Raw genomic sequence first — 21,277 nt, forward strand, 5'->3', positions numbered from 1 at the left:
ACGGGGTTAGGTGGACTGAGTCCGGTACAATACCGAACTCAGTACCAACAGGCGATGCTGTAACTGTCCAGGTTAAGGGGTTCACTTCACTTCGCGCGCCCATCGTTAATTAATGTTGTTCCCAGGTGTGATATTCGCCATCACGTCGGCCTGGAGCCGTTTCAGGCAATCGCAGCAGGCCTACAACGGAAATCACCCCCAGCACCGCAACATACAGCGCCAGGCCATACCAGTGCCCATCGGTGGCCTGCAGGATTTTCACCGCAACTAAGCCAAGCACGCCACTGCCAATTAACGATCCCACCTGCCAAATCACTGCAATGCCGCTGCAGCGAATATGCGTCGGGAACAGTTCCGGGAACCAGGACGCCTGTGGGGCGTAGCACATACTGTGGCCCAGTGTCAGCGCGACAATCATCGCAATTTGCGTGAGCCAGTAGCTGTTTTGGGACAGGGCATAAAAGAAGGGCACAATGGAAATAACAATGAGCAGTGCACCCATCATGTATACCGGTTTGCGTCCGATCTTATCGGATAACGCCCCCATCAGCGGGATGGCAAATATCTCGAGAATCACAGCCACAATCATGCTGTTCATCAGTATGCCGGCGTCGAGATTATTAGCTTTGCCCCAGGCCAGGATAATCACCGTGAAGAGGGCAAAGGCGCAGGCTTCGATTAATTTAGCCGCCACACCATTGATGATTAATTTCGGATTACCGCGAATCACTTCTTTTAACGGACGCGATTCGGCGGCCTTGGTTTCGCGGATGGCGGCGAACACTGGCGATTCGTCGATGCGTAAACGAATAAACAACCCCACGATGACCAGCAGTGCACTCAGTAAGAAAGGTACGCGCCAGCCCCAATCCATCATTTGTTCCGCGCTCAGGGAGGCATTAAGAATGGCGAACAGTGCCAGCGGCAGCAGGAACCCAACCGGAGCACCTATTTGAACCCAGCTGGCAAAAAAACCACGACGTGATGCTTGCGAATATTCTGCGGTCATCAGGACCGCGCCAGCTTGTTCGCCGCCCACGCCAAAACCTTGCAACAGGCGAATGGCTATCAATAACACCGGTGCCCAGATGCCGATCTTTTCATAGGTTGGCAGCAGGCCAATACAAAAAGTACCGAGACCGACTATCAGGATGGTGGCCACCAGCGCTTTTTTACGTCCCACTTTGTCGCCAATATGGCCAAACACAATGCCGCCAATCGGCCGAGCGAGGAAGCCAACGGCATAAGTCGCAAATGCGGCGAGGGTGCTAATTAAGGGATCGTGGCTGGGGAAGAACAGGTGGCCAAAAAACAGTACTGCAGCCGTGCCATAGGCAAAGAAATCATAATATTCCGCGGCGGTGCCAATCGCCGAAGCACTGGCGACACGACGAATGAGTGAGGTGTGATTTCCCTGTGCCGTTTGGGTCTGAGTAAAAGTGGAAGATGCCATAGCCAAAATCCTGCAGGTTTATAATATTAGACTACCATACAAGGATGTCTGCTGGTTTATTGCGCGAACGATCACAAATTTACGATGGCGCGAAATCTCCGGTTCACTTCAATTCGCTTCTTCAGAAAACAACCACCAGGCAGGCTTAAACAATATAATTTTTTCTGATTGCCTCGCTGCGCTTATTAATCTTTATGAGATGAAAATTCAAAATAGAATGGATCTACTTCATTGATGGTGACGTTTTATCTACATCTCAAATTGTAAATAATTAAATGAATTTTTTTTAATAATAGCAGTAAATGTTGGATCTTAATTTAAATCTAATGCACTGATATAAAAGAAGAGGCGAGCATTAATCAAAGCCATGCTATCTGCTGATTTTAAAGGGTTAATTCTTAATTTCACTTAATCCCCTCCGTTCTCCTTAACTCCAGCTAGACGTTTCCTTTACGAAATGCTGAGATAACTCTACATAATGCGTTTTCCATTCCTGCTCTCTCGCTTATTAAACAACCGTCATGCCTGGCGCTATTTTGCCGCGTGAAAATATTATTTTCTCTCTGGAGGAAAGGATGTCATTTAAATTAAAACCGCTGGTTATCAGTTTGCTGGCTGCACAAGGCATTATGATTCCTGCGATGCAAACGAATGCTGCCGTTATTCAACCTTTTGACCCTGCGAAAAATGACAACAAAGTGGGGGTATTTTGCGTGTGTAACGGCAGCACACAATCGCTAACGGGGTTGCCGCAATTTACGCCGGGTAAAAGTGGCGAATTGCAGGTATCCATTGGCGAGTTACAGGATCAAGGCCGGTTGGTGACAGACAACAACTTATTAGGTAAAGAGAGGTTGAGTCTGGGGGCGCAGGATTTCACGATCTCAGTGCCTAATGAGGATCACCGCTCTTACAGCAATTTTCAGACTTACAACACAGCCGCGTTGAGCAATCTCGCCCCGGTCGATAGCAGCATCCTGGTCACCGATTTCGAAGAGGTAAAGAATCAGCAGTACATTGATTCGCGTGTTGCCTCAGTGAGTAATGGCACTATCAACGTGCAATTAGGCACGGATGGAGCCAGCACGGTGGCAAATGGTTGGGAGATGGCGGCTAAACAGAGCCGCTTATTCACTGCCAGCAATAAAGGCAACATGAACTGGGATTCGGATAACCGTATCACATTCACCGCGACGCAGATTCCTGCCGTGTCGCGCTGGGGCCTGAATGTGGACAATCTGGTGGCATATAACGGCGCATTCAGTGTGACCAGCCTGTATGGCGACACTACCGACTTCAACGTGACGTCATTGAGCGACCTGCAAAACTACAACGACTGGCTGATTGAGCAACTGCAAAATGGCCAGATCAGTTCCTCTGACTACAATAACGAATTTAATAAAGCGGTCACGCTCAGCAGCGGGCAAGTGGTGTGGGGAGTGAATACCCCGGATGAAGATGAAGCCTTCCTGCCGATAGGTGAACGCGTGGTGCTCAGTGCTGATGGTGCTAATGCATACGCCACCATTGAGGCAGGAAAAACCCTTGAGGTGGCGAATGCCAACGGCGGAGCGATGCGCGCGGACAAGGGTGCCACCGCAACCATTAACGGCAAGTTAGCCAGTACCGGTAGCGGAATCACCGATAATGATGCACTGGTATTAACCCATGGCAGCAGCGGCATCAACAACGGTGTCATTAATAGTGGTTTCTTTAATAACGCCGAGGGGAGTGGCATTGATAACAGCACGCTTGGCGTCAATGGGTTAGCTGTTAACGCCAGCGGTAGTCGCTTTATTAACAACGGCATTATCAATAGCGCGGGATCAGCCATCCAGTTAGATAACAGCGAAGGAGTGAATAACGGCACTATCAATCTTGTCGGCGACAACGGCAGTGCCACTGCGGTGACACTGAGCGGCGCTGCGAGCACCTTCACCAACAATGGCACCATCTACCTTGGTCGTACGCCGCAAAACCATCCGGGTGACGCAACGTCTGACATTATGCTGGAGAGCGCCAACGGTATCCTTCAGTTGGGTAGCAACAGCGCAGTTAACAACGGCTACATCATCATGGGTTCGGGTGTACAAAGCGGCGCGGCGATGAGCGTGACTGGCGGCGCGGATGCCGTCACACGTAATAATGGCGTCATTGATGTCAATGGTCGCGGCACTGGGCTGAAGGTGATGGACTCTGGCAGCGGCGGTCAGGTGGGCAATGCCGGAGTGATTAACCTGAATGGCGATAACGGTACTGGCCTGTTGGTGACGGCGAATGACGGTGGTTTTGCGCACGCCTGGTCTGATGGCCCAATCAATATTGCTGGCAATGCAAATGTCACGGAAGGAACACGTAACACCGCAGTATGGGTGAACGGTATCGATAGCGGGGTCGCGTCGGCGGAGATCAGCGGACCAATCACCTTAAACGGAGCTGGCGCGATTGGGATACGCGCGGAAGGCAATGCCACGGTGAATGTATCGCAGAAGGCTCTACCCACGGGTAATAGCGGTGCCGATCAAATCACCTTTCTCGCTATGGGGCCGAACGCAAAAATCTTACTGCCCGAGAATGGCCACTACGGCGTAACGGGAGATAACGCATCCATCTTTCGTGTGCAGGATGGCGCGAGCTTTGATGGCAGTGGCATGACGTTAACTTCAAATGGCAACCTTTCCACCGCCGTCCTTGGCAGTGGCGATAACACCACGGTTAGCACCGGCAATGCCATCTTTAATCTCGGCGAAAATGGCATCGGTTTGCGTATTGAGGGCGCGGCGCAGGGCACCATTGACGCTGCAACCACCGTCAATATGAATGGCATACATAGCATCGTGGCGCAGGTACAAGGCAATCGTACCGACCTCAACGGCAATATTACCAACTCCACAACGCTGCCTTTCACCAACACGCTGCTGACTAACAATGCCAATATCTATGGCTCGCAGGATCGGCAGATTGGTTTTATTGCCAGTAGCTCCGGGCAGCTGATCAATAACGGTGATATCACACTGGAAGGCAGCAACACGGTGGGGATTGGCTCGCTCGGCGGGAATGCCACCAACAATGGCACGGTGTCGATCACTAATGGCAGTAGCGGGCTTTACACAGAGGGTTACACCTATTCGGTTGGCGCTCGGGCGACTAATAACGGCACGATCAATGTCTCCGCCGGCAATGCCAGCGCGGAACAGCCTTCCGTGGGTGGCGTGGCTTTTGGGGACGCCGCTTACTTCTACCAAAATGGCACCATCAATTTGTACGGTGAACATGCGGTAGGCGCGCAGGCGGGCAATGGCGGCACGGTAGTGATTGGTGAGGGCAGTCAAATTGCATTCCATGCTGCCAATCAGATCGGTTATCAGGCGCTTGAAGGCTTTAGCAGCATCAGTAACAGCACCAATCTGACGACGGATGCTGAGAATATCTCGTTATTGAGTGCAGGCGACGGCGGTTATATCAGTAACCAGGGCACTCTCATCGTCAATGGCAACAACAGCCGCGCGGTTGCACTGACGGATGGCGGCCTGCTGATCAACAGCGGTTCGATTTCCGCATATAATGGGGTGGCATTGGACGCCTCGTCAGGGGCTTCGACATATCGTCAAAGCAGCGGACAACTCTATTCCGAAGGGATCGCTGCCATTCGTGTTGGCAATGGCGGTTCGCTTAACATTATTGGTGATGGGCAAGGCGATCAGTACAACAACTACAGCAGCACGATCTGGTCCAGCGGTAACGCAGATACGGTACTGATTGACAACGGTGCAGCCGGGTTTAGTGCCGATCATGTGGTATTGAGTGGTGCCCGCAATCTGATTAATAACCGTGCAGAAACCAGCAATATTGCCCTGAACTATGTGCGACTGGACGTCAATGGCGGTAATGGCATCCGCTCGGCAACTTCGTTCGGTTATGACGACCATGTTTATCTCAATGTCAGCAGTAACAGCCAGACCAACGCGCCCGGCATCGGCTATCTGTTTGCCAATGAAGATGGTTCTGTCACCCACAACGATTTAACCCTAGGTCCCAATTACTACATTTTCCTTTCGGGTGCCAATACCACCGGCGTTCAAGCCAACACCACCGGCAAAGTGATCAACGAAGGCTTCATCGGCGTATATGACTTGAGTGGTGGCTCGGCGATTGTCACTAACACCGCCAGCGAGGTGATTAACCGGGGCAATATCGTCTCAAACAGTAAAGTCTCGCCTGTGATTGATCTGCGCGGCGGGCAAACGCTCTTTATCAACCAGGGGCAAATTAGCGCAACTTTCCCGGATATTGAGGTGGTGGCAGGCGGCGCGACGAATGACCGCATTGCACTGATGTCGGGTAGCGTGGTGGGGGATGTGAATACGGGTGCGGGTAATGACATCGTACAAGTGTCCGGCGGTACGCTTGATGGTAGCGTGACCATGGGGAGCGGTAATAACCAGGCGCTGGTGGAGAAAGTTGATCTGGCAAATACCCGGCATATCACGACACAGAATGGCGCTGGCAGCACACTCTATTTTAATGACATCAATGCGCGTGGCGGGTCATTTAGCGCCGATGATTTGAGCAAAGGCACCAACCTTGGCGGAGGCTGGAGCACCATCAACTTCAATAACACCCAATGGACGTTGACCGATAACCTGAAGCTGGCGCACAGCACCATTAATATCGGTGAAGGTTCAACGTTGTATGCGGGCAATGGCGTCAATCCCCTGCTGAGTGGCGCAACCGATGGTTCGCTGGTGGTGAATAATGCCGGTACGCTCGATCTGACCAATGGTAATGGCGTGCCCGGCAACACGCTGACCATTGATGGCGACCTCAATTCGCCTGGCGGTCATGTGAAGCTGAACACTCAGATTGACAGCGGTACAAGTGACAGTGTGCACGTAAATGGCAACACCAGCGGCACCACTTTGCTGGATGTTAACCCGATGGCGAACCATCTGGCGGTGATTACGCCTGATAACGGCATTGCACTGGCGCAGGTGACAGGCATTGCCAGTGCGAGCAGCTTCGCGCTGGCAAAGGGTTATGTGGCAGCGGGGCCTTATCAGTATGGCCTTTACAATAGCCCAAACGGGACCGGGCAGGATTTTCGTCTCGCCAGCAACTTTGTCAGTGATGCAGATGGCCATGCACTACGTCCACAACTGACGCCTCAAATGCCGTCTTATATCTCTGCGCCTGTCGGACTGGCCTACTACAACATGGCGGTCATAGACGACCTGCATAAGCGGTTGGGGGAATTGCGCCAGGATCCTGATAGCAGCACGGGCAACGGTGGCGAGATGTTTATCCGTTATCTTGGTTCAAATCTCACCTACAAGACGGATCGCAGCCTGAGCCAGAACGGCTACGACTTCGACCTTGATTACAGTGCAGTGCAACTGGGCGGCAATTTGATTCATCTGCAGGGCGCCAGCGACAGTTTGCGAGCCGGCGTGGCCTACACGCGAGGTAATGCCCGGATTCGCCCCGATGCAGCGGATGGTTACAGCTCGACCAGCTTCGACAGCGATACCCTGTCGCTCTACGGCACCTGGCTGCGTGACAGTGGCTTCTATGTGGATGGGGCGTTGTCATTCGACTGGCACCGCGGTGATACTGATATTGCACGGCAAAAAGAGGTGGGCAAACTGAAGGGTAACGGCTGGGGCGCGTCACTGGAAACGGGCTACCCGTGGCAGTTGGGCAATGGAATTCGTCTGGAACCGCAGGCGCAATTAGTCTACTTGCAGCTCAACATGGATGATCTGGTGGATCGTGATAACACCCGCGTCAGCTGGGGCAATTACGATCAAACCATTGGCCGCGTGGGCGCGCGTTTGGATCGCACCTGGCAAGATACCGCTGGGCAGCAATACACGCCTTATCTGCGGACCAGCTACACACGCGGTTGGGGCGGGGCGGCCACCACGCGAGCGGGTATAAACGGCAGCGCGGATAACGTCAGTTTCGACAGCGGAAAGTTCGGTCAGATGTGGGACGTCGGCATGGGTGGCACAGCCACGCTTAAAGGGAATCTCTCATTGTATGCTGAGGCAGACTATCGTCAGGAGCTTGACGGTAACGGTACTCAAGGCTGGCGCTATAACGCTGGTGTACGCTGGCAATTCTGATTGCGTTTACCTTACGCCAATATTCCCTGGCGTAAGGTTTTTCTTATTTCACCGCTCTGACCTTTAAGGCATTAGCGCCACTATTATTCAATATTACTCTCCCTCCTCAATTCAGGGTTATTTGAAACCTTCTTTTCCTCGCATTTTAAATTAAGCCGCGCTTTTGATGTTTAACCATCAAAATAAAATATCCAGAATGCTTGATATCACATTTCGGAAAATCAATTTCAAATAAAAATTAACATGAAACAAAAATACCGATAGCGTCATTTCTGTTTTGTTCTGCTGTATTTCCAAATGCGTTTTTTACCAGGAGAGGTTATGGAAAAAGAACTGTATATCTCGACAAATACCGCGTCAGGCCCTAATAGCGTGACGCGAACTGAGCCTTTTGTGAAGATTATTGCGCTGGTGGCAACCCTCGGCGGATTATTATTTGGCTACGATACTGGGGTGGTATCGGGTGCGCTGTTATTTATGCGCAGCGACCTGCAATTAACGCCATTCACCACGGGTCTGGTGACCAGCTCGTTACTGTTTGGAGCCGCATTCGGCGCTTTGCTGGCCGGGCATTTCGCCGATGCTATGGGCCGGCGCAAAATCATCATCACTCTGGCGTTTATTTTTGCCCTTGGCGCAGTCGGTTCAGCATTTGCGCCGGATGTGGTGTCGATGATTATGTCACGACTTTTCCTCGGCATTGCCGTGGGCGGTGCTGCGGCGACCGTGCCGGTGTATATCGCTGAAATCGCGCCAGCCAATAAACGCGGCCAACTGGTGACCTTACAGGAGTTGATGATTGTATCGGGTCAACTGCTGGCGTATGTCTCGAATGCGACCTTCAATGAAATCTGGGGTGGTGAGCATACCTGGCGCTGGATGCTGGCACTCTCGACTGTTCCCGCCGTGCTGTTGTGGTTGGGTATGATTTTCATGCCAGAAAGCCCGCGCTGGCTTGTGATGCGAGGCAATGTCCGCGAAGCCAGGCAGGTGTTGGAGAAGACCCGTGCAGCAGAGGATGTTGAGTGGGAGTTAGAAGAGATTGAAGAGACCATTGAAGAAAACCGGCAGAAAGGTAAAGGTCGGCTGCGCGATCTGCGCACGCCCTGGCTACGTAAGGTGTTTCTGTTAGGTATTGGTATCGCTGCCATCCAGCAGCTGACCGGCGTTAACACCATTATGTACTACGCGCCGACCATGCTGACTGCGACAGGGCTGAGTAATGATGCTGCGCTGTTTGCCACCATAGCGAACGGTGTCATTTCTGTGGTGATGACCCTGGTCGGGATCTGGATGATAGGTAAAATCGGCCGCCGTCCGCTGGTGCTGGTCGGGCAGATGGGCTGCACCGCTTGCCTGTTCTTTATTGCCGCCGTGTGCTTCTTTATGCCGGAGTATCTTGCAGGCGGAGAGGTCAATCTGTTGCGCGCCTATCTGGTATTGACTGGCATGCTGATGTTCCTGTGTTTCCAGCAAGGCGCGCTCTCACCGGTGACCTGGCTGCTGCTTTCGGAGATCTTCCCCGCGCGCATGCGAGGTATCTGCATGGGCGGCGCGGTATTCGCACTGTGGATGGCCAACTTTGCTATCTCAATGGCATTTCCGATATTGCTGGCTGCCTTTGGTCTTGCAGGCGCTTTCCTCACCTTCGCGATTATCGGTATTGGTGGATCGATGTTTGTGCTGCGCACCATTCCGGAAACGCGAGGGCGCAGTCTGGAACAGGTCGAACATTACTTCTTCGCGCTGTATGACGGCAAGCCTTAGAGGTGGATGCGCGAGCTTGATGTAAATCACTCAAGGATGACGCAGTACAAATCCAGAAGATAAATTACTATCAAAACACGCTAAACACCGTAGCAAAACAGAATAACCAAAACACAATACGCTGATAATCATTTCAGGAAATAACATGACGCAGAAAATAAGCCATGACCGTTTTTGTATTAATCGAAAAATTGCGCCGAACTTGACTGTTAATCAGTTTTTCACCTTGGTGAAAGATTTGGGGATAAATAAGGTCGAGATTCGTAATGATATGAAGAGTGGCAGTGTGACGGATGGTTTAGGGGGCACGAAAATTCGTGAATTGGCAAATCAACATGCGCTGACCATCGAAACAATCAATGCGGTGTATCCGTTTAACCAGTTATCCGCTGAGATATTGGAAAAAACACGGGGTTTATTAAAGGACGCACGTGAAACCGGGGCGAAAGCGCTGGTGTTGTGCCCACTCAATGACGGAACGGTGGTCTCCAGTGAACAAACGGTTGCCGCTTTAAAAACGCTCGCGCCGCTGTTCGCCGAATACGGCATTGAAGGGCTGGTGGAACCGTTGGGCTTCCCGCAGAGTTCGCTGCGTTCAGCGGCACTGGCACAACAGTTGATCAAACAGGCAGATGTGCCATTCAAGATCGTGCTCGATACCTTCCATCATCATTTGTATGAAGGCGCAGAACAGGACTTCGCCGGTGGCGTTGACATTAACCGCATCGGATTGGTTCACCTGTCTGGCGTGACGGATACACGTCCAACTGCAGAATTGACTGATGAAGAACGCATCATGCTCAGCGCTGAGGACCTGTTGCAATCGAAACGACAAGTCCAGCGCCTGGAAGAGAGAGGTTACACCGGTACTTACGCGTTTGAACCCTTCTCGTCAGTGATGGAAGCGTGGAGTGAAGCGGATATCGCGCGTGAGATTCGTACCAGCATTGATTTTCTGAACCATTAACTTTACTCGTATAGAAGAACGAAGGAACAAACCATGACGCTGAATATTGGTGTAATTGGCACTGGCGCAATCGGGCGCGAACACATTCGTCGTTGCAGCCAGGTGCTGCAAAACGCTCGCGTGGTTGCACTGAATGACATCAACCGTGCTAACTGCGAGCAGATCCTGACCGATCTCGCACTCAAAGCCGAGATCTATGACAATGCACATGACCTGATTAATGCTCCCGATGTACAGGCGATTCTGGTGACATCATGGGGCCCAACGCATGAAGAATTTGTGCTGGCAGCGATTAAAGCCGGGAAAGCGGTATTTTGTGAAAAGCCGCTGGCGGTAACGGCGCAGGGTTGTATGAACATTGTGGAGGCGGAGATCGCGAGTGGTAAAAAGCGCGTGCAGGTTGGCTTCATGCGCCCGTACGATAGCGGCTATCGTGCATTGAAAAGCGTTATTGATAGCGGAGACATTGGCGAACCCTTAATGTTGCACTGCGCACACCGTAACCCGGAAGTGGGTGATAACTACACCACGGACATGGCGATCACTGACACCCTGATCCATGAACTGGATGTTCTGCGTTGGTTGTTGAAAGACGATTACGTCAGTGCACAGGTGATTTATCCGCGTAAAACGCGTAAAGCCTCATCGCATCTGAAAGACCCGCAGATAGTGTTGCTGGAAACGGCGAAGGGCGTACGCATTGACGTCGAAATTTTCGTCAACTGTGCCTATGGCTATGATATCCAGTGTGAAGTGGTGGGTGAGACCGGGATTGCGAGCTTGCCTGAGCCGATGTCCGTTCAGACACGAAGTGCGGCTAAACTCTCCACAGGCATTCTGACCGACTGGAAAAAACGCTTCATCGATGCCTACGATGTGGAATTGCAGGATTTCATTAACAGCGTGTTGTCTGACAACATGACGGGCCCGTCTGCCTGGGATGGTTATGCTGCGGCGGTTGCCGCCGATGCCTGTGTTGCCGCGCAAAACAACGGTGAGATTGTGCCGATTACCATGCCACCACGCCCTGCGTTTTATCAATGACGGAAACACGGGCGCACCCTGGTGCGCCCGTGACTGAGTGTTTACGCCATCACGTGAGCTTGATTTATCGTTGGCGATTCACCGCTAAGTGCTGTATAAATACTCAGTTCATTGAAAGCGGGTGGGTATGTTTTGCATCCAGAGAGGGTTCCTCTTTCAGAGGTAGATTGAATGTTGCCCACTTTTAAATGTCAAAATTTCAGGAAAGGTTGAGTTTCTACGTTAAAGAGGCATCATGTTTAAGCGGTTGATGCCCGTTGACGGTTTAAACTTCGCGAAGTCAGGAGATCATATGCCAAAGATTCTGGAGCTTTTTCTCAGCATGCCAGGACGATTGATGCAATCAATCAACCAGCAGGATATTGAGCAGTCTAATGACAGTAAAATTATCACTGATGCTAATGGTAATGCGTTGTTAAACATGAATAATCCGCAGGTCCGCGATTCCATGCAGGCCCGTATGAAGGAATTGGCCGCAAAACGTTAAGGATTAACGATGGGTCCGCTGGTGATTATGGTGGTATTGGTCTGTGGCTTTTGGTTTACAGAAAATCATTATCAATCCCGCATACGCCATGCCAGAACCGATGGCTGGACATCGTATTTTTATGTTGCCATGCATGGCTGCTAGTTTGTCATTCAGGGATTTTGCCTGATTCTATTTATTTACCTGTTCCTGGTCGTTGTCAGCCTCATCTTTTCAATTCCCCTCTGTTTGTGTCCACCTATGGCATCAAAGACTACTATTCGTGGTTAACGAACAATACGGCACTCTCCTATCCACTCTTTTTCCTTCTCTCTGTAATACCGATGGATGAGGTTGAGACCCTCTCATTGTTTGATACCAGCACCTACCAATGTTTTGATGAATTCATCAATAAAAGGTCTTAACACCCCACTCACGAGTGACGCTGTCACCCTACGCTGACACTCAGCGCGTCACGATCTGATCCCGTTGCCTCTCCCTCTTGACACTTTCCGTGTAGTATCGCCGCCTTTGATCTTTCAGGGATTCTGATAATGACGGACTCAACCTTGAGCCAGCGCCAACCTTCCGTTTGGTGGGGAGCGATGATTATTTGCGGTACGGTGGTGGGCGCGGGCATGTTCACCTTACCGATTGTGATGGCCGGTGCGTGGTTTAGCTGGGCGCTGCTGCTGTTGCTGGTGACGTGGGGCGCGATGTTGCTATCAGGTTTGCTGTTTATGCGCACCAGCCTGCACTATCCACAGGGTTCGGGTTATGACACCTTAACGAAGGATCTGCTGGGTCGCGGTTGGGCAACGCTTAACGGTCTCAGTATTCTCTTTGTGCTGGGCATTCTGACTTATGCCTATATCTCCGCCAGCGGTCCGGTTTATCAGCACTCGCTCAACCTGGCAGGGCTGCCGCTCTCCACCGCCGGCGCAAAAATCGCACTCACGCTCGCCGTGGCCGCCGTAGTGTGGCTGGGTACGACAGGTGTGAGTCGCTTAATGACATTCTGCGTAATGGCGAAAATCCTGCTGCTGATCCTGCTCTTTGGTGGTTTGCTGACGCAGGTCAGCGTGCCTTCGTTACTCAGCGTCGCGCCAGCGGGAGAGCATTATTGGCCTTATGCACTGGGCGTATTACCGTTTTGCCTGGCGTCTTTTGGTTATCACGGCAATATCACCGGGCTGGTGAGTTATTACGATGGTAACAAACGGTCAATCACGCAAGCGCTGGTGCTTGGTACCTTAATGTCGCTCGCTCTCTACCTGTTCTGGTTGACCAGCACCATGGGTAATCTGCCGAGGGCTGCATTCCCCGGAATCGTACAGCAGGGCGGTGATATCGCCGCGCTGATGGCGGCGTTGAGCGACCACCTCAATGGCAGTGCACTGGCATTGATGATGTCCGTCTTTTCGCATTTTGCCGTTATCGCCTCTTTTCTTGGCGTGACGGCGGGGCTGTTTGACTTCATTGCCGATCGTCTAGGCTGGGGCAACGCACCGCTGGCACGTCTGAAAACAGCCGGTCTGACCTTTCTGCCCCCGTTGATTGCATCACTGCTCTGGCCGCATGGTTTTGTCGCCGCAATTGGCTTCGCGGGATTGTTTGCTACCCTTTGGGCAGTCATTATCCCGGCGATGCTGGCCTGGAAGGCACAACAGCGTTTTGCCGGGATGCCGCGATCCACGCTCTCAATCGTGCTGGTCATGATTTTCGGTGTACTGAATATCGGTGCCTGGTTACTCAGTTGGTTAGGTTGGCTGCCCACTTTCGGCAACGCCTGATTTAACACCATTAAAATGCCATTGAACGCCAGCCTCGTGGCATATCATGCCGGTTCGTGCGGCCAGTGATTGGGCTGCACGTTGTGAACGCGCCAGGTTGTCGGGCATGAGTTCAACGGCGCGTTGAATAATGCCCGCATTAATGGCGGCATCCACGCGTACCGGCAGATGCGGACCATGCTGCTCAACGGCCCCAATCGGTAAGACAGCCACCATGTTTGCCATATCGAGTTCACTAAATTCCCGAGTGGAGAGATCCCACCACCAGGGCGAAGACGGTTTTACCATGTTAACCTCCATTTTTTTAGCTCAACAGAGCGAGATGCGACTGCAATGGAAGCAACAAAATTCGTACTGAGCGTTGCCTTTTAAGCATTGCTGGTTGAAGGTGCTCTGCAAGACCTGACTGAATGCATCACAGGATCTTGCTTTATGAAAATTAACGGCCGTCGCCTTAAATAGAACGTATTCTCTTTAGGCAAGTCCTGTTCAAGCTTTAAGACAGAGCTGACTTTTTCTGAAATGGTACCTTCAATATCCGTTATCTGCGGCGGCCCGGTGGGCCGCCTAAGACATCATTTTTGATTCTTGTCAGTGAACGCCTGGTAATTTTCACGCGTTACGGTCTGATAGGGCACCCAGTTATAGGCTTCGGTTTTCTTGCCGGCCAGCATATCGCTTGCCACATTGACTGCTCCAATAGCCTGACCCTTTGCATCCTGGAAGATGGTCACCGCCATTTTGCCATTCTTGATGAACTGCAAACCGTCCGGTGTGCCATCAATGCCAGCCACTAACACATCGCTCTTCTTCAACTGATCCAGTGCCATAATCGCACCAATTGCCATCTCGTCATTATTAGCAACAATGGCGTTGATGGTGTTGCCATCCTGCAACCAGGAGAGGGTTTTATCGACGGCTTCATTGCGCTGCCAGTTGGCAGTCTGCTTCTGAATAACTTTAAGCCCCGGATGAGCACTGACATAGTCCTCAACGGCTTTAGTGCGCTGGCGCGCTTCTTCTGTGGAGAGAGCCCCCATCAGGATGGCGATATTACCTTGATTGTTCATGCGTTTTGCCAGCGCTTCAATCTCCATTTTCCCGCTTAACGCAGAGTCGGAGCCCACGTAAGCCATCTTACCGCTCAGGGCCACTTCAGGTTTACGGTTGACGAATATCAGCGGGATGTTGGCTTTCTTCGCTGCTGCAATCACAGGCATAACACCCTGCGTGTCCACCGGGTTAACGATTATCGCGTCGGCACCCTGATTAATAAAATCATCAACCTGCTGGATTTGTAGTGAAACATCTCCTTTCGCATCGGCAAACTGGCTATTTAGTCCTTTTTCTTTCAACTGTGTTTCCATTTGACTGCGAAGGATTGAAACAAAATTAAGGTCCAGATTAGCCAGAGCAACGCCCACCATATACGTTTTAGCTTGCACAGCAAACACACTCAGTAAACCACAGGCGATTATTATTGCTTTGATTATATTCATATTTATATCTCTGTAGGGTGGATGGGACTTTATGCACCCGGGTGCAAATTAATGCAAATCAACACATCGTGCTGGGCATTTGTTCGCTATGTCCCTGAGTGCTTATCATAACTTTCAGATGAGGTGAGAAATTAGTCAATGCGGTAAAAATGGATTCCTTCATCCGGATCACAAAATGAGGGCAAAGGTCCTCGATAAGATATCAGAAATGCTACCGGGTGCAAACTTCTCTGCCATTGACCGCTTTGCTTATTCCCTTTTTAAGTTACAACATACAGTACGGTTTTAATAAAAGCGCGTCAGTAAGCCACGGAGTCGTTTATCGCTGACCAGCGGTTCACTGAGCGCAATATGAAGAATGTAACGCCGGACGAAACACCAAAGGGTGGTCAATTCTCGACAAAGATGTTGTAAATCATGATCTTGAGATAAAACATAAACACCAGGTTATCGCTTACGGCTTGGTGTCTCACTAAGAGGGTACCCAACTCAACCACTTTACGTTGTTCCAGTCGCAACGCTTCAAGTTTTTCGCAGGTTTACGGATAAGTAGTGTTTATTGATTTTGATGGTGAAGCGCAAAAGCTAAGAAGTTGCCCGGCACATTATTGCCGGGCACGGTAAGTTAGCCTTCAATACTGCTTAACAGCGCATTTTGAATGATTCTCTGGGCTTTGAGTGGATTTTGTTCACTTTGCGCCGCTTGCAATGCGGCAATATCCAACTTATCCAGAGCACGATAAATATGCTTAAGGAAACGAATCGACAGATTGGCGGCTTCGACATGGTCCTCACGGAAGGGGAACTGATCCAGCTGCCACACGCCATCCCAATTATTGATTTTGAGTACATAGAAGAACTCAAAAATTTCCGTCATGTGTACTGTGCCGACGACGAGATCGTCATCCCAGCCACGTAAGTTATCGTTGACGTCCATCCCAAACAGTCTGCCACGATCGATAATCAGCTGGGCTGAGTCCGCTGGTGATTCGCCGGCAAATAGCGCATGACCAAAGTCCAGCAGTACCCCGACGTTAGCGAGTCCAATATCTTCAATGCCCAGCAAGGTGCGAGAAGCAGAATCCCAGGTCATTTTTACACGCGGTTCACGCGGTTTGTATTCGATGGCGAATTTGACATCAGGATTGGCACTGGCCAGTTCGCGCATGCCATCAACCGCCAGTTTCCAAAGATTTTTATGATCAACCTGGAAGGGGTAATCCCATCCATCTTGTCCCGGCCAGATTTTCACATAATTAGCCCCTAACTCACGGACTACTGTGGCGGCTTCATGCATCAGATCGAAGGCCTGCTGGCGCAGTGCGGGATCGGGGTTGGTAAAGGCACCGCGTGAAAAGCGGCGCAGATAGATTTCAGGCGTCACGCCAATCGCTTTAAGTCCGGCCTGGTCTAGTGCTTCTTTTACCTGCGCAACGGTAACACCTTCCGTAAAGGGATAGGGCACATCTACATACGATAAGTCTTCTACACTGCCAGCCAGTTTGATCTGGTCTAAGGTACTCAGCGCCGGACCATATCCGTCGACGGCATAACGATCAATGTAGTTAGCAAAATGCCATAAACCGGCACCAAATTTCGGGTAGGTGTAACCACTCATAAGACATTCTCCTTTGATTAGGGTAATCCAAAGCGTTCTGATGTTATGTTGAATATATATTCACATATGGTTATATATTCCATTCTGCGCCTTGTGCTTCTTGCTTAACCAGCATTGAGTGAAGAAATTGAGGGTGGCTTCACACAAAATTTGTTTGCCTGCAAGTGAGCAGCCAACCCGGCATGACATTATCAGCGCACAATTAAAACCAGCAGGTGCTACCTTGCTTAAACAGGTGGCAACCCGCTTCCCATAATTTCAACATTCAATACGTTAACCTGAGGTCATTCATCATGATGTCTCCGTCAATTCAGCTTGGCCCAACGAAAGCACCGACAAAATTTACCCAGGTTGAACCCGTTTTCCTTTCAGACGAAACCATGCTGGAACGAAAAAACAAGGTTTTGCAGGGGATGGCCAACGGCGGTTTTGATGCCCTGGTGATTTATGCTGATAAGGAACATGGCGGGAATTTCGAATACTTAACAGGGTTCATCCCGCGTTTCGAAGAGGGGCTGTTAATCGTTGATGCCAGTGGAGAATGTACCGTTATCCTCGGGAATGAGAATCTCAAACTGGCTCGCTTTTCACGCGTACCTGTCACGTTGCTTCACTGCCCGTTGTTTTCGCTGCCTAACCAGCCAATGGATCATGAAATACCGCTTGAAAACCTTCTGGCAACTGCCGGCTTGAGTGACAAAAGTAAAGTAGGCCTGGTGGGATGGAAGATGTTTACCCCAGCCGCAGGCAATGGCTCCGCCTATTTTGATTTGCCGTGGTTTATTGTTGATGCGGTGCAACGCACGCTGAAAAAAGAGGCTGAGCTGTTAAATGCAGCGCACTTATTTATTAGCGGCGCTGGCGGTGCAAGAGTGACCAACAACGCCAATGAAATCGCGCATTATGAGTATGGGGCCAATCTGGCATCTAACTGTATTCTTAATGCGATGGACGCGGTGGAAGTGGGTGTGCGGGAAAGTGATTTGGGCGCGCTTCTGGCTGCGGAAGGCCAATACAATACGGTGGTCTCCATCGCTGCCACCGGCGTCCGTTTCGATCATGCTAACCTTTATCCAACATACAAAAAGCTGCAGCAGGGCGATCCTTTGTCGCTGACCACAGGATTTAAAGGTGGATTGTCCAGCAGAGCTGCTTTCGTTATCGCCGGTCCTGCAGAATTGCCTGACGCTCAGAAAGATTGGCTAGACAGAATCGCTAAACCCTACTTCTCTGCACAGGTAGCCTGGCTAGAAAATATCCGCGTGGGGATATCTGGCGGTGAGCTTTATGACGTGATCGAAGATGTACTGCCCAAAGCCCGATATGGCTGGCATCTCAATCCCGGCCATCTGGTTGCTGATGAAGAGTGGATGTCATCGCCGGTGTACCCAAATTCCGGCGAACTGTTGAAAAGTGGCATGATATTGCAGATCGATATCATTCCGTCGGTACCGGGCTATAACGGTGTCAGCGCAGAAGAGTGTGTTGCGTTGGCCGATTCATCACTTCAGGCCAGGATCGCAGAAGCGTATCCGCAACTTTGGCAGCGAATTACGCGTCGACGTGATTACCTGCGCGATGAAATCGGCATTAAACTCAGTGCCGATGTATTGCCGCTATCCAATGCGGTTGGTTATTTAAGGCCGTTTTTGCTCGCTAAACACCTGTCTCTCAGTGTGAAGAAATAGAGCGCACTGTTAGCGCATCAGGGCTTAATTTGATTACGCCCGCTGCGTTTTGCCAGATAAAGTGCCTTGTCGGCGTCCTGTTTCAGCTGATCCGCTTCCCCCGTTATACCTGTTGACGTCAGCGTGCTGTAGCCGGCGCTGATGGTCACCACGCCAGCGGGGATCTCTGAACTTTCATGCGCAATACCCGTTTCTGCAACACATCTGACCGCGCGCTCCGCCACTTTTTTTGCATCAAACGCTGAGGTATTAGGCAGGATAATCGCAAACTCTTCACCACCATAACGTGCGACGATATCGCCCTGATAATGCACGCTATCCTTTAACGCGAGACCGACATCCTGCAAACACTCATCACCCGCAACGTGCCCGTAGGTATCGTTATAGCGTTTGAAATAATCGATATCGATCATCACCAGCGAGAGCGGTTCAGCATGCTTTTCTGAACGAAGCAGGGCCTGCTCCAGCAGAGCATCGAACTGACGGCGATTCGCCAGACCGGTCAAACCATCGACCAGCGCTAAGGATTGCAGCGTATGGTTAATGGTGGTCAGTTCATCTCGAACATGGGTGAGCTCAATCTGATTGCGCACGTTGGTGCCCACCTGTCGCAATACAAAGACGCCCATGCCGGTGATGGTTAAGAGCAGCACAATGTTGAGCAAAACATTCGTCAGGTTGGCCGCCATCCACTCCATACGAAGCCGGTCGCGGTCATAGCCAGCCGTCACGATCAGTGGATATCGCTCCAGTCGAGCGTAGCCGAACACGCGTTCGACACCGTCGAGAGTAGACCGCCAGGTTGCACTGCCGCTTGAAGCGGATTTCAATTCGGTTTTAAACAGCGGGCTGGCGGATAGGGTTCGGCCAATATAAGAATCAGGGAAAGGGCGGATATACAGAGCCGTAGCATCCGCCAGGATCAATCCTAACGCATCTTTATCGCCAAGCGTGTAGTAGCTGTAGTACTGCCGGAAATAATCTACTTTGACCGTCGCAAGGGCAACGCCAGCAAAATTCCCCGCATTATCATTGAGGCGTACCGAAACAGGAATCACCAGATCACCGGTAGAGCGACTGCGAATGACATGGCTGATATGGATATCCAGACTGGGATGTGTCCGGTGCCAGACGAAATAATCGCGGTCCGCGTTACTGGCATTGGTCGGGGTGAAGTTGCCAGATGAAGCCACCCAATGTCCCTCGGTATCGTAAACAAACAGTCCATGAAGTTGAGGGAGCTTACTTTGCTGGTCTTTGATTTGATGCAGGAACTGCGGCGTTGCCGCAAAGCTGTTGCCGTTTTGACGTAACTGACGTACCGCATCCGCGAGGGTGATATCGACTTGTAAAAAGGCATCTTCAGCTTGTTTCGCTAATGAGAGTGAGAGATTGCGTGCATCCTCTTCTTTCTCTGTCAGGTGCTGCTGCCAGGAGTGCCAAAGAGACCAGGCATTAATAGCCACCACCAGTAAACTGATGGAAAGCAGAAATACGGCCATACTTCTTCCAAGAGAAGTCTTTAGCAGACTAGGGGTGCTATCTGAGAGGACACTTTTACGCATTGATACTCTTTGTGAATGCTGAAAAGGTGGGCAGAGTGAATAGGGATATTACAGGATTCATGTAACTGTCATAAGCTAAGTAAAGAAAATTTTATGCATTTGTGGAATAAATCTGATGAGCGAGAATTGGCGCCGTAGAAGTGAGTATCTAAAACCCCAGCATGGTATGGAGTGCGCATTAATTTATCGTATTTAACATAATCATGATTATGCGCACTTTGATTGAGGGTCCAATTAGATAAGGAGATGCGGCGCGTTTGCCACCTTTTCTGGGAGGTTTCTGCTAATGCTGGTGACCATGTCGAACAAAGAACTTCACCGTCTTTCCGTCATTCAGGCTGTTATTGAAAAACGTCTGCGTCGCCGCGACGCAGCCTCTCAGCTGGATCTCACCGAACGTCAGGTTCAGTGGCTGATGAACCGCTACCGCGAGTCTGGTGCAGCCGGTCTTACCGACGCACGGCGTGGAAAGCCCGGCACGCATCGCATCGAAGAGGCTCTGCGCCACCGCATGCCACCGCATACTGACGCTGCTACGTGAAAATTACGTGGGTTTTGTCCACAAATTACCGTAGAAATGCTTCAGGTACGTTCCGAGATTGATAAGCGGCTTACTTCACCCAGTCTTCCAGCACCAAACCCGGTACCCGCGCAAATTCCCTGGTATTATTTGTTACCAGTATAACGCCGGCCGCAATGGCATGACCGGCAATAGCCGTGTCATTTGGGCCTATCGGTGTTCCGGCTGCGCTTAGGGTGGCCTTAATTTCAGCGGTGGCGTCTACCGCCGCCCGATCCCAGGGCACAATTGCATCAAGTCGGGCGCAGAATTCGTCAACCAGTTGACCATGACCCGGCGAGGCTTTCTTTCCAATCGCGCCAAAACGCATTTCTGCGTAAGTAATAGCCGAAACTACGATGCGATGGTTGCGCAGCACCGCTTGTTCAAGCCGTCTGATCACATCCTCCGGTTGCTCGCGCATAATAAACGAACAGATACAAGTATCCAGCATGTAGGTTTTGTTCACAGATCAAATCTTCCCTCATCACTGACAACATCCCCGCGATCCATCATAAAATCCGGGTCCGCTTTCTCAAGCTGCATAAATGAGCCCCAGGTCGGCCGTACGGGACGCAGTATGATGCTGTCACCTTCCCGGACAATCTCCAACTCACTTACCCCTTCAAAATCCATATCGCGTGGCAAACGAATGGCGCGGTTATTGCCATTTTTAAATACAGAAACAGTTCGCATGATTAATCCTCCTGAACGGACTTCCGACACGGTGTCG

The 21,277-nt window shown here is 51.0% G+C and carries 13 protein-coding genes and 2 pseudogenes; 8 read left to right on the forward strand and 7 right to left on the reverse strand.

Features of this window, described 5'->3' with window-relative positions:
• Positions 1-109: 109 nt before the first annotated feature.
• Positions 110-1,453, reverse strand: a complete 1,344-nt coding sequence (locus VI01_RS13230) for an MFS transporter (RefSeq protein ID WP_045815524.1) — start codon at positions 1,451-1,453, stop codon at positions 110-112.
• 575 nt (positions 1,454-2,028) lie between these two features.
• Here VI01_RS13230 and VI01_RS13235 point away from each other — a divergent pair.
• The 6 genes from VI01_RS13235 (at position 2,029) to VI01_RS13265 (ending at position 13,615) form a co-directional block, all read left to right on the forward strand.
• Positions 2,029-7,578 carry an autotransporter outer membrane beta-barrel domain-containing protein gene (locus VI01_RS13235; protein ID WP_045815525.1) on the forward strand — a complete coding sequence of 1,850 codons (5,550 nt, stop codon included), beginning with the start codon at positions 2,029-2,031 and terminating at the stop codon, positions 7,576-7,578.
• A 321-nt stretch (positions 7,579-7,899) separates the two neighbouring features.
• Positions 7,900-9,345, forward strand: a complete 1,446-nt coding sequence (locus tag VI01_RS13240; protein WP_045815526.1) for a sugar porter family MFS transporter — start codon at positions 7,900-7,902, stop codon at positions 9,343-9,345.
• Positions 9,346-9,490: 145 nt separating this feature from the next.
• Entirely contained in the window at positions 9,491-10,312 is an 822-nt protein-coding gene (locus VI01_RS13245; protein ID WP_045815527.1) for a TIM barrel protein, read from the forward strand.
• A gap of 33 nt (positions 10,313-10,345) precedes the next feature.
• Positions 10,346-11,356, forward strand: a complete 1,011-nt coding sequence (locus VI01_RS13250; RefSeq protein ID WP_045815528.1) for a Gfo/Idh/MocA family protein — start codon at positions 10,346-10,348, stop codon at positions 11,354-11,356.
• A 292-nt stretch (positions 11,357-11,648) separates the two neighbouring features.
• On the forward strand, positions 11,649-11,843 hold the full coding sequence (locus VI01_RS13255) for a hypothetical protein (protein WP_045815529.1): 195 nt from the start codon (positions 11,649-11,651) through the stop codon (positions 11,841-11,843).
• Positions 11,844-12,376: 533 nt separating this feature from the next.
• The gene (locus VI01_RS13265; RefSeq protein WP_045815530.1) at positions 12,377-13,615 is read left to right on the forward strand and encodes an aromatic amino acid transporter; all 1,239 of its coding nucleotides are present in this window, start codon (positions 12,377-12,379) and stop codon (positions 13,613-13,615) included.
• Between the two features lie 96 nt (positions 13,616-13,711).
• Here the strand turns inward: VI01_RS13265 and VI01_RS25945 are convergent.
• The 3 genes and pseudogenes from VI01_RS25945 to VI01_RS13280 form a co-directional block, all read right to left on the reverse strand.
• Positions 13,712-13,903, reverse strand: a pseudogene (locus VI01_RS25945) (creatininase family protein); the annotation flags it as partial.
• A gap of 287 nt (positions 13,904-14,190) precedes the next feature.
• On the reverse strand, positions 14,191-15,114 hold the full coding sequence (locus VI01_RS13275) for a substrate-binding domain-containing protein (RefSeq protein WP_045815532.1): 924 nt from the start codon (positions 15,112-15,114) through the stop codon (positions 14,191-14,193).
• 625 nt (positions 15,115-15,739) lie between these two features.
• A complete protein-coding gene (locus tag VI01_RS13280) occupies positions 15,740-16,732 on the reverse strand; it encodes a sugar phosphate isomerase/epimerase (RefSeq protein ID WP_045815533.1) in 993 nt (330 codons plus the stop codon).
• A 293-nt stretch (positions 16,733-17,025) separates the two neighbouring features.
• On the opposite strand from VI01_RS13280, the gene VI01_RS13285 reads away from it, so the two are divergent.
• Positions 17,026-18,420 (forward strand): Xaa-Pro peptidase family protein, encoded by a 1,395-nt coding sequence (locus tag VI01_RS13285; RefSeq protein WP_045815534.1) that lies wholly within the window; start codon positions 17,026-17,028, stop codon positions 18,418-18,420.
• 17 nt (positions 18,421-18,437) lie between these two features.
• On the opposite strand, the gene VI01_RS13290 is transcribed toward VI01_RS13285, so the two are convergent.
• Positions 18,438-19,922: a sensor domain-containing diguanylate cyclase gene (locus tag VI01_RS13290; RefSeq protein WP_045815535.1), complete on the reverse strand. Its 1,485-nt coding sequence runs from the start codon at positions 19,920-19,922 to the stop codon at positions 18,438-18,440.
• A gap of 361 nt (positions 19,923-20,283) precedes the next feature.
• On the opposite strand from VI01_RS13290, the pseudogene VI01_RS13295 reads away from it, so the two are divergent.
• Positions 20,284-20,542, forward strand: a pseudogene (locus VI01_RS13295) (helix-turn-helix domain-containing protein); the annotation flags it as partial.
• 54 nt (positions 20,543-20,596) lie between these two features.
• Here the strand turns inward: VI01_RS13295 and VI01_RS13300 are convergent.
• On the reverse strand, positions 20,597-21,013 hold the full coding sequence (locus VI01_RS13300) for a type II toxin-antitoxin system VapC family toxin (protein WP_045815537.1): 417 nt from the start codon (positions 21,011-21,013) through the stop codon (positions 20,597-20,599).
• Positions 21,010-21,240: a type II toxin-antitoxin system VapB family antitoxin gene (gene vapB / locus VI01_RS13305; protein WP_045815538.1), complete on the reverse strand. Its 231-nt coding sequence runs from the start codon at positions 21,238-21,240 to the stop codon at positions 21,010-21,012. The genes VI01_RS13300 and vapB overlap by 4 nt, the downstream gene beginning before the upstream one ends.
• Positions 21,241-21,277 lie beyond the last annotated feature (37 nt).

Source organism: Pantoea sp. SM3, from assembly GCF_000963995.1.
Classification (GTDB): Bacteria; Pseudomonadota; Gammaproteobacteria; order Enterobacterales; family Enterobacteriaceae; genus Pantoea; species Pantoea rwandensis_B.

What these genes read in the sequence shown, in the direction of transcription:
- VI01_RS13230 (WP_045815524.1), bottom strand. Translation starts at nt 1,453, where the DNA reads ATGGCATCTTCCACTTTTACTCAGACCCAAACGGCACAGGGAAATCAC.
- VI01_RS13235 (WP_045815525.1), top strand. Translation starts at nt 2,029, where the DNA reads ATGTCATTTAAATTAAAACCGCTGGTTATCAGTTTGCTGGCTGCACAA.
- VI01_RS13240 (WP_045815526.1), top strand. Translation starts at nt 7,900, where the DNA reads ATGGAAAAAGAACTGTATATCTCGACAAATACCGCGTCAGGCCCTAAT.
- VI01_RS13245 (WP_045815527.1), top strand. Translation starts at nt 9,491, where the DNA reads ATGACGCAGAAAATAAGCCATGACCGTTTTTGTATTAATCGAAAAATT.
- VI01_RS13250 (WP_045815528.1), top strand. Translation starts at nt 10,346, where the DNA reads ATGACGCTGAATATTGGTGTAATTGGCACTGGCGCAATCGGGCGCGAA.
- VI01_RS13255 (WP_045815529.1), top strand. Translation starts at nt 11,649, where the DNA reads ATGCCAAAGATTCTGGAGCTTTTTCTCAGCATGCCAGGACGATTGATG.
- VI01_RS13265 (WP_045815530.1), top strand. Translation starts at nt 12,377, where the DNA reads ATGACGGACTCAACCTTGAGCCAGCGCCAACCTTCCGTTTGGTGGGGA.
- VI01_RS13275 (WP_045815532.1), bottom strand. Translation starts at nt 15,114, where the DNA reads ATGAATATAATCAAAGCAATAATAATCGCCTGTGGTTTACTGAGTGTG.
- VI01_RS13280 (WP_045815533.1), bottom strand. Translation starts at nt 16,732, where the DNA reads ATGAGTGGTTACACCTACCCGAAATTTGGTGCCGGTTTATGGCATTTT.
- VI01_RS13285 (WP_045815534.1), top strand. Translation starts at nt 17,026, where the DNA reads ATGATGTCTCCGTCAATTCAGCTTGGCCCAACGAAAGCACCGACAAAA.
- VI01_RS13290 (WP_045815535.1), bottom strand. Translation starts at nt 19,922, where the DNA reads ATGGCCGTATTTCTGCTTTCCATCAGTTTACTGGTGGTGGCTATTAAT.
- vapB (WP_045815538.1), bottom strand. Translation starts at nt 21,240, where the DNA reads ATGCGAACTGTTTCTGTATTTAAAAATGGCAATAACCGCGCCATTCGT.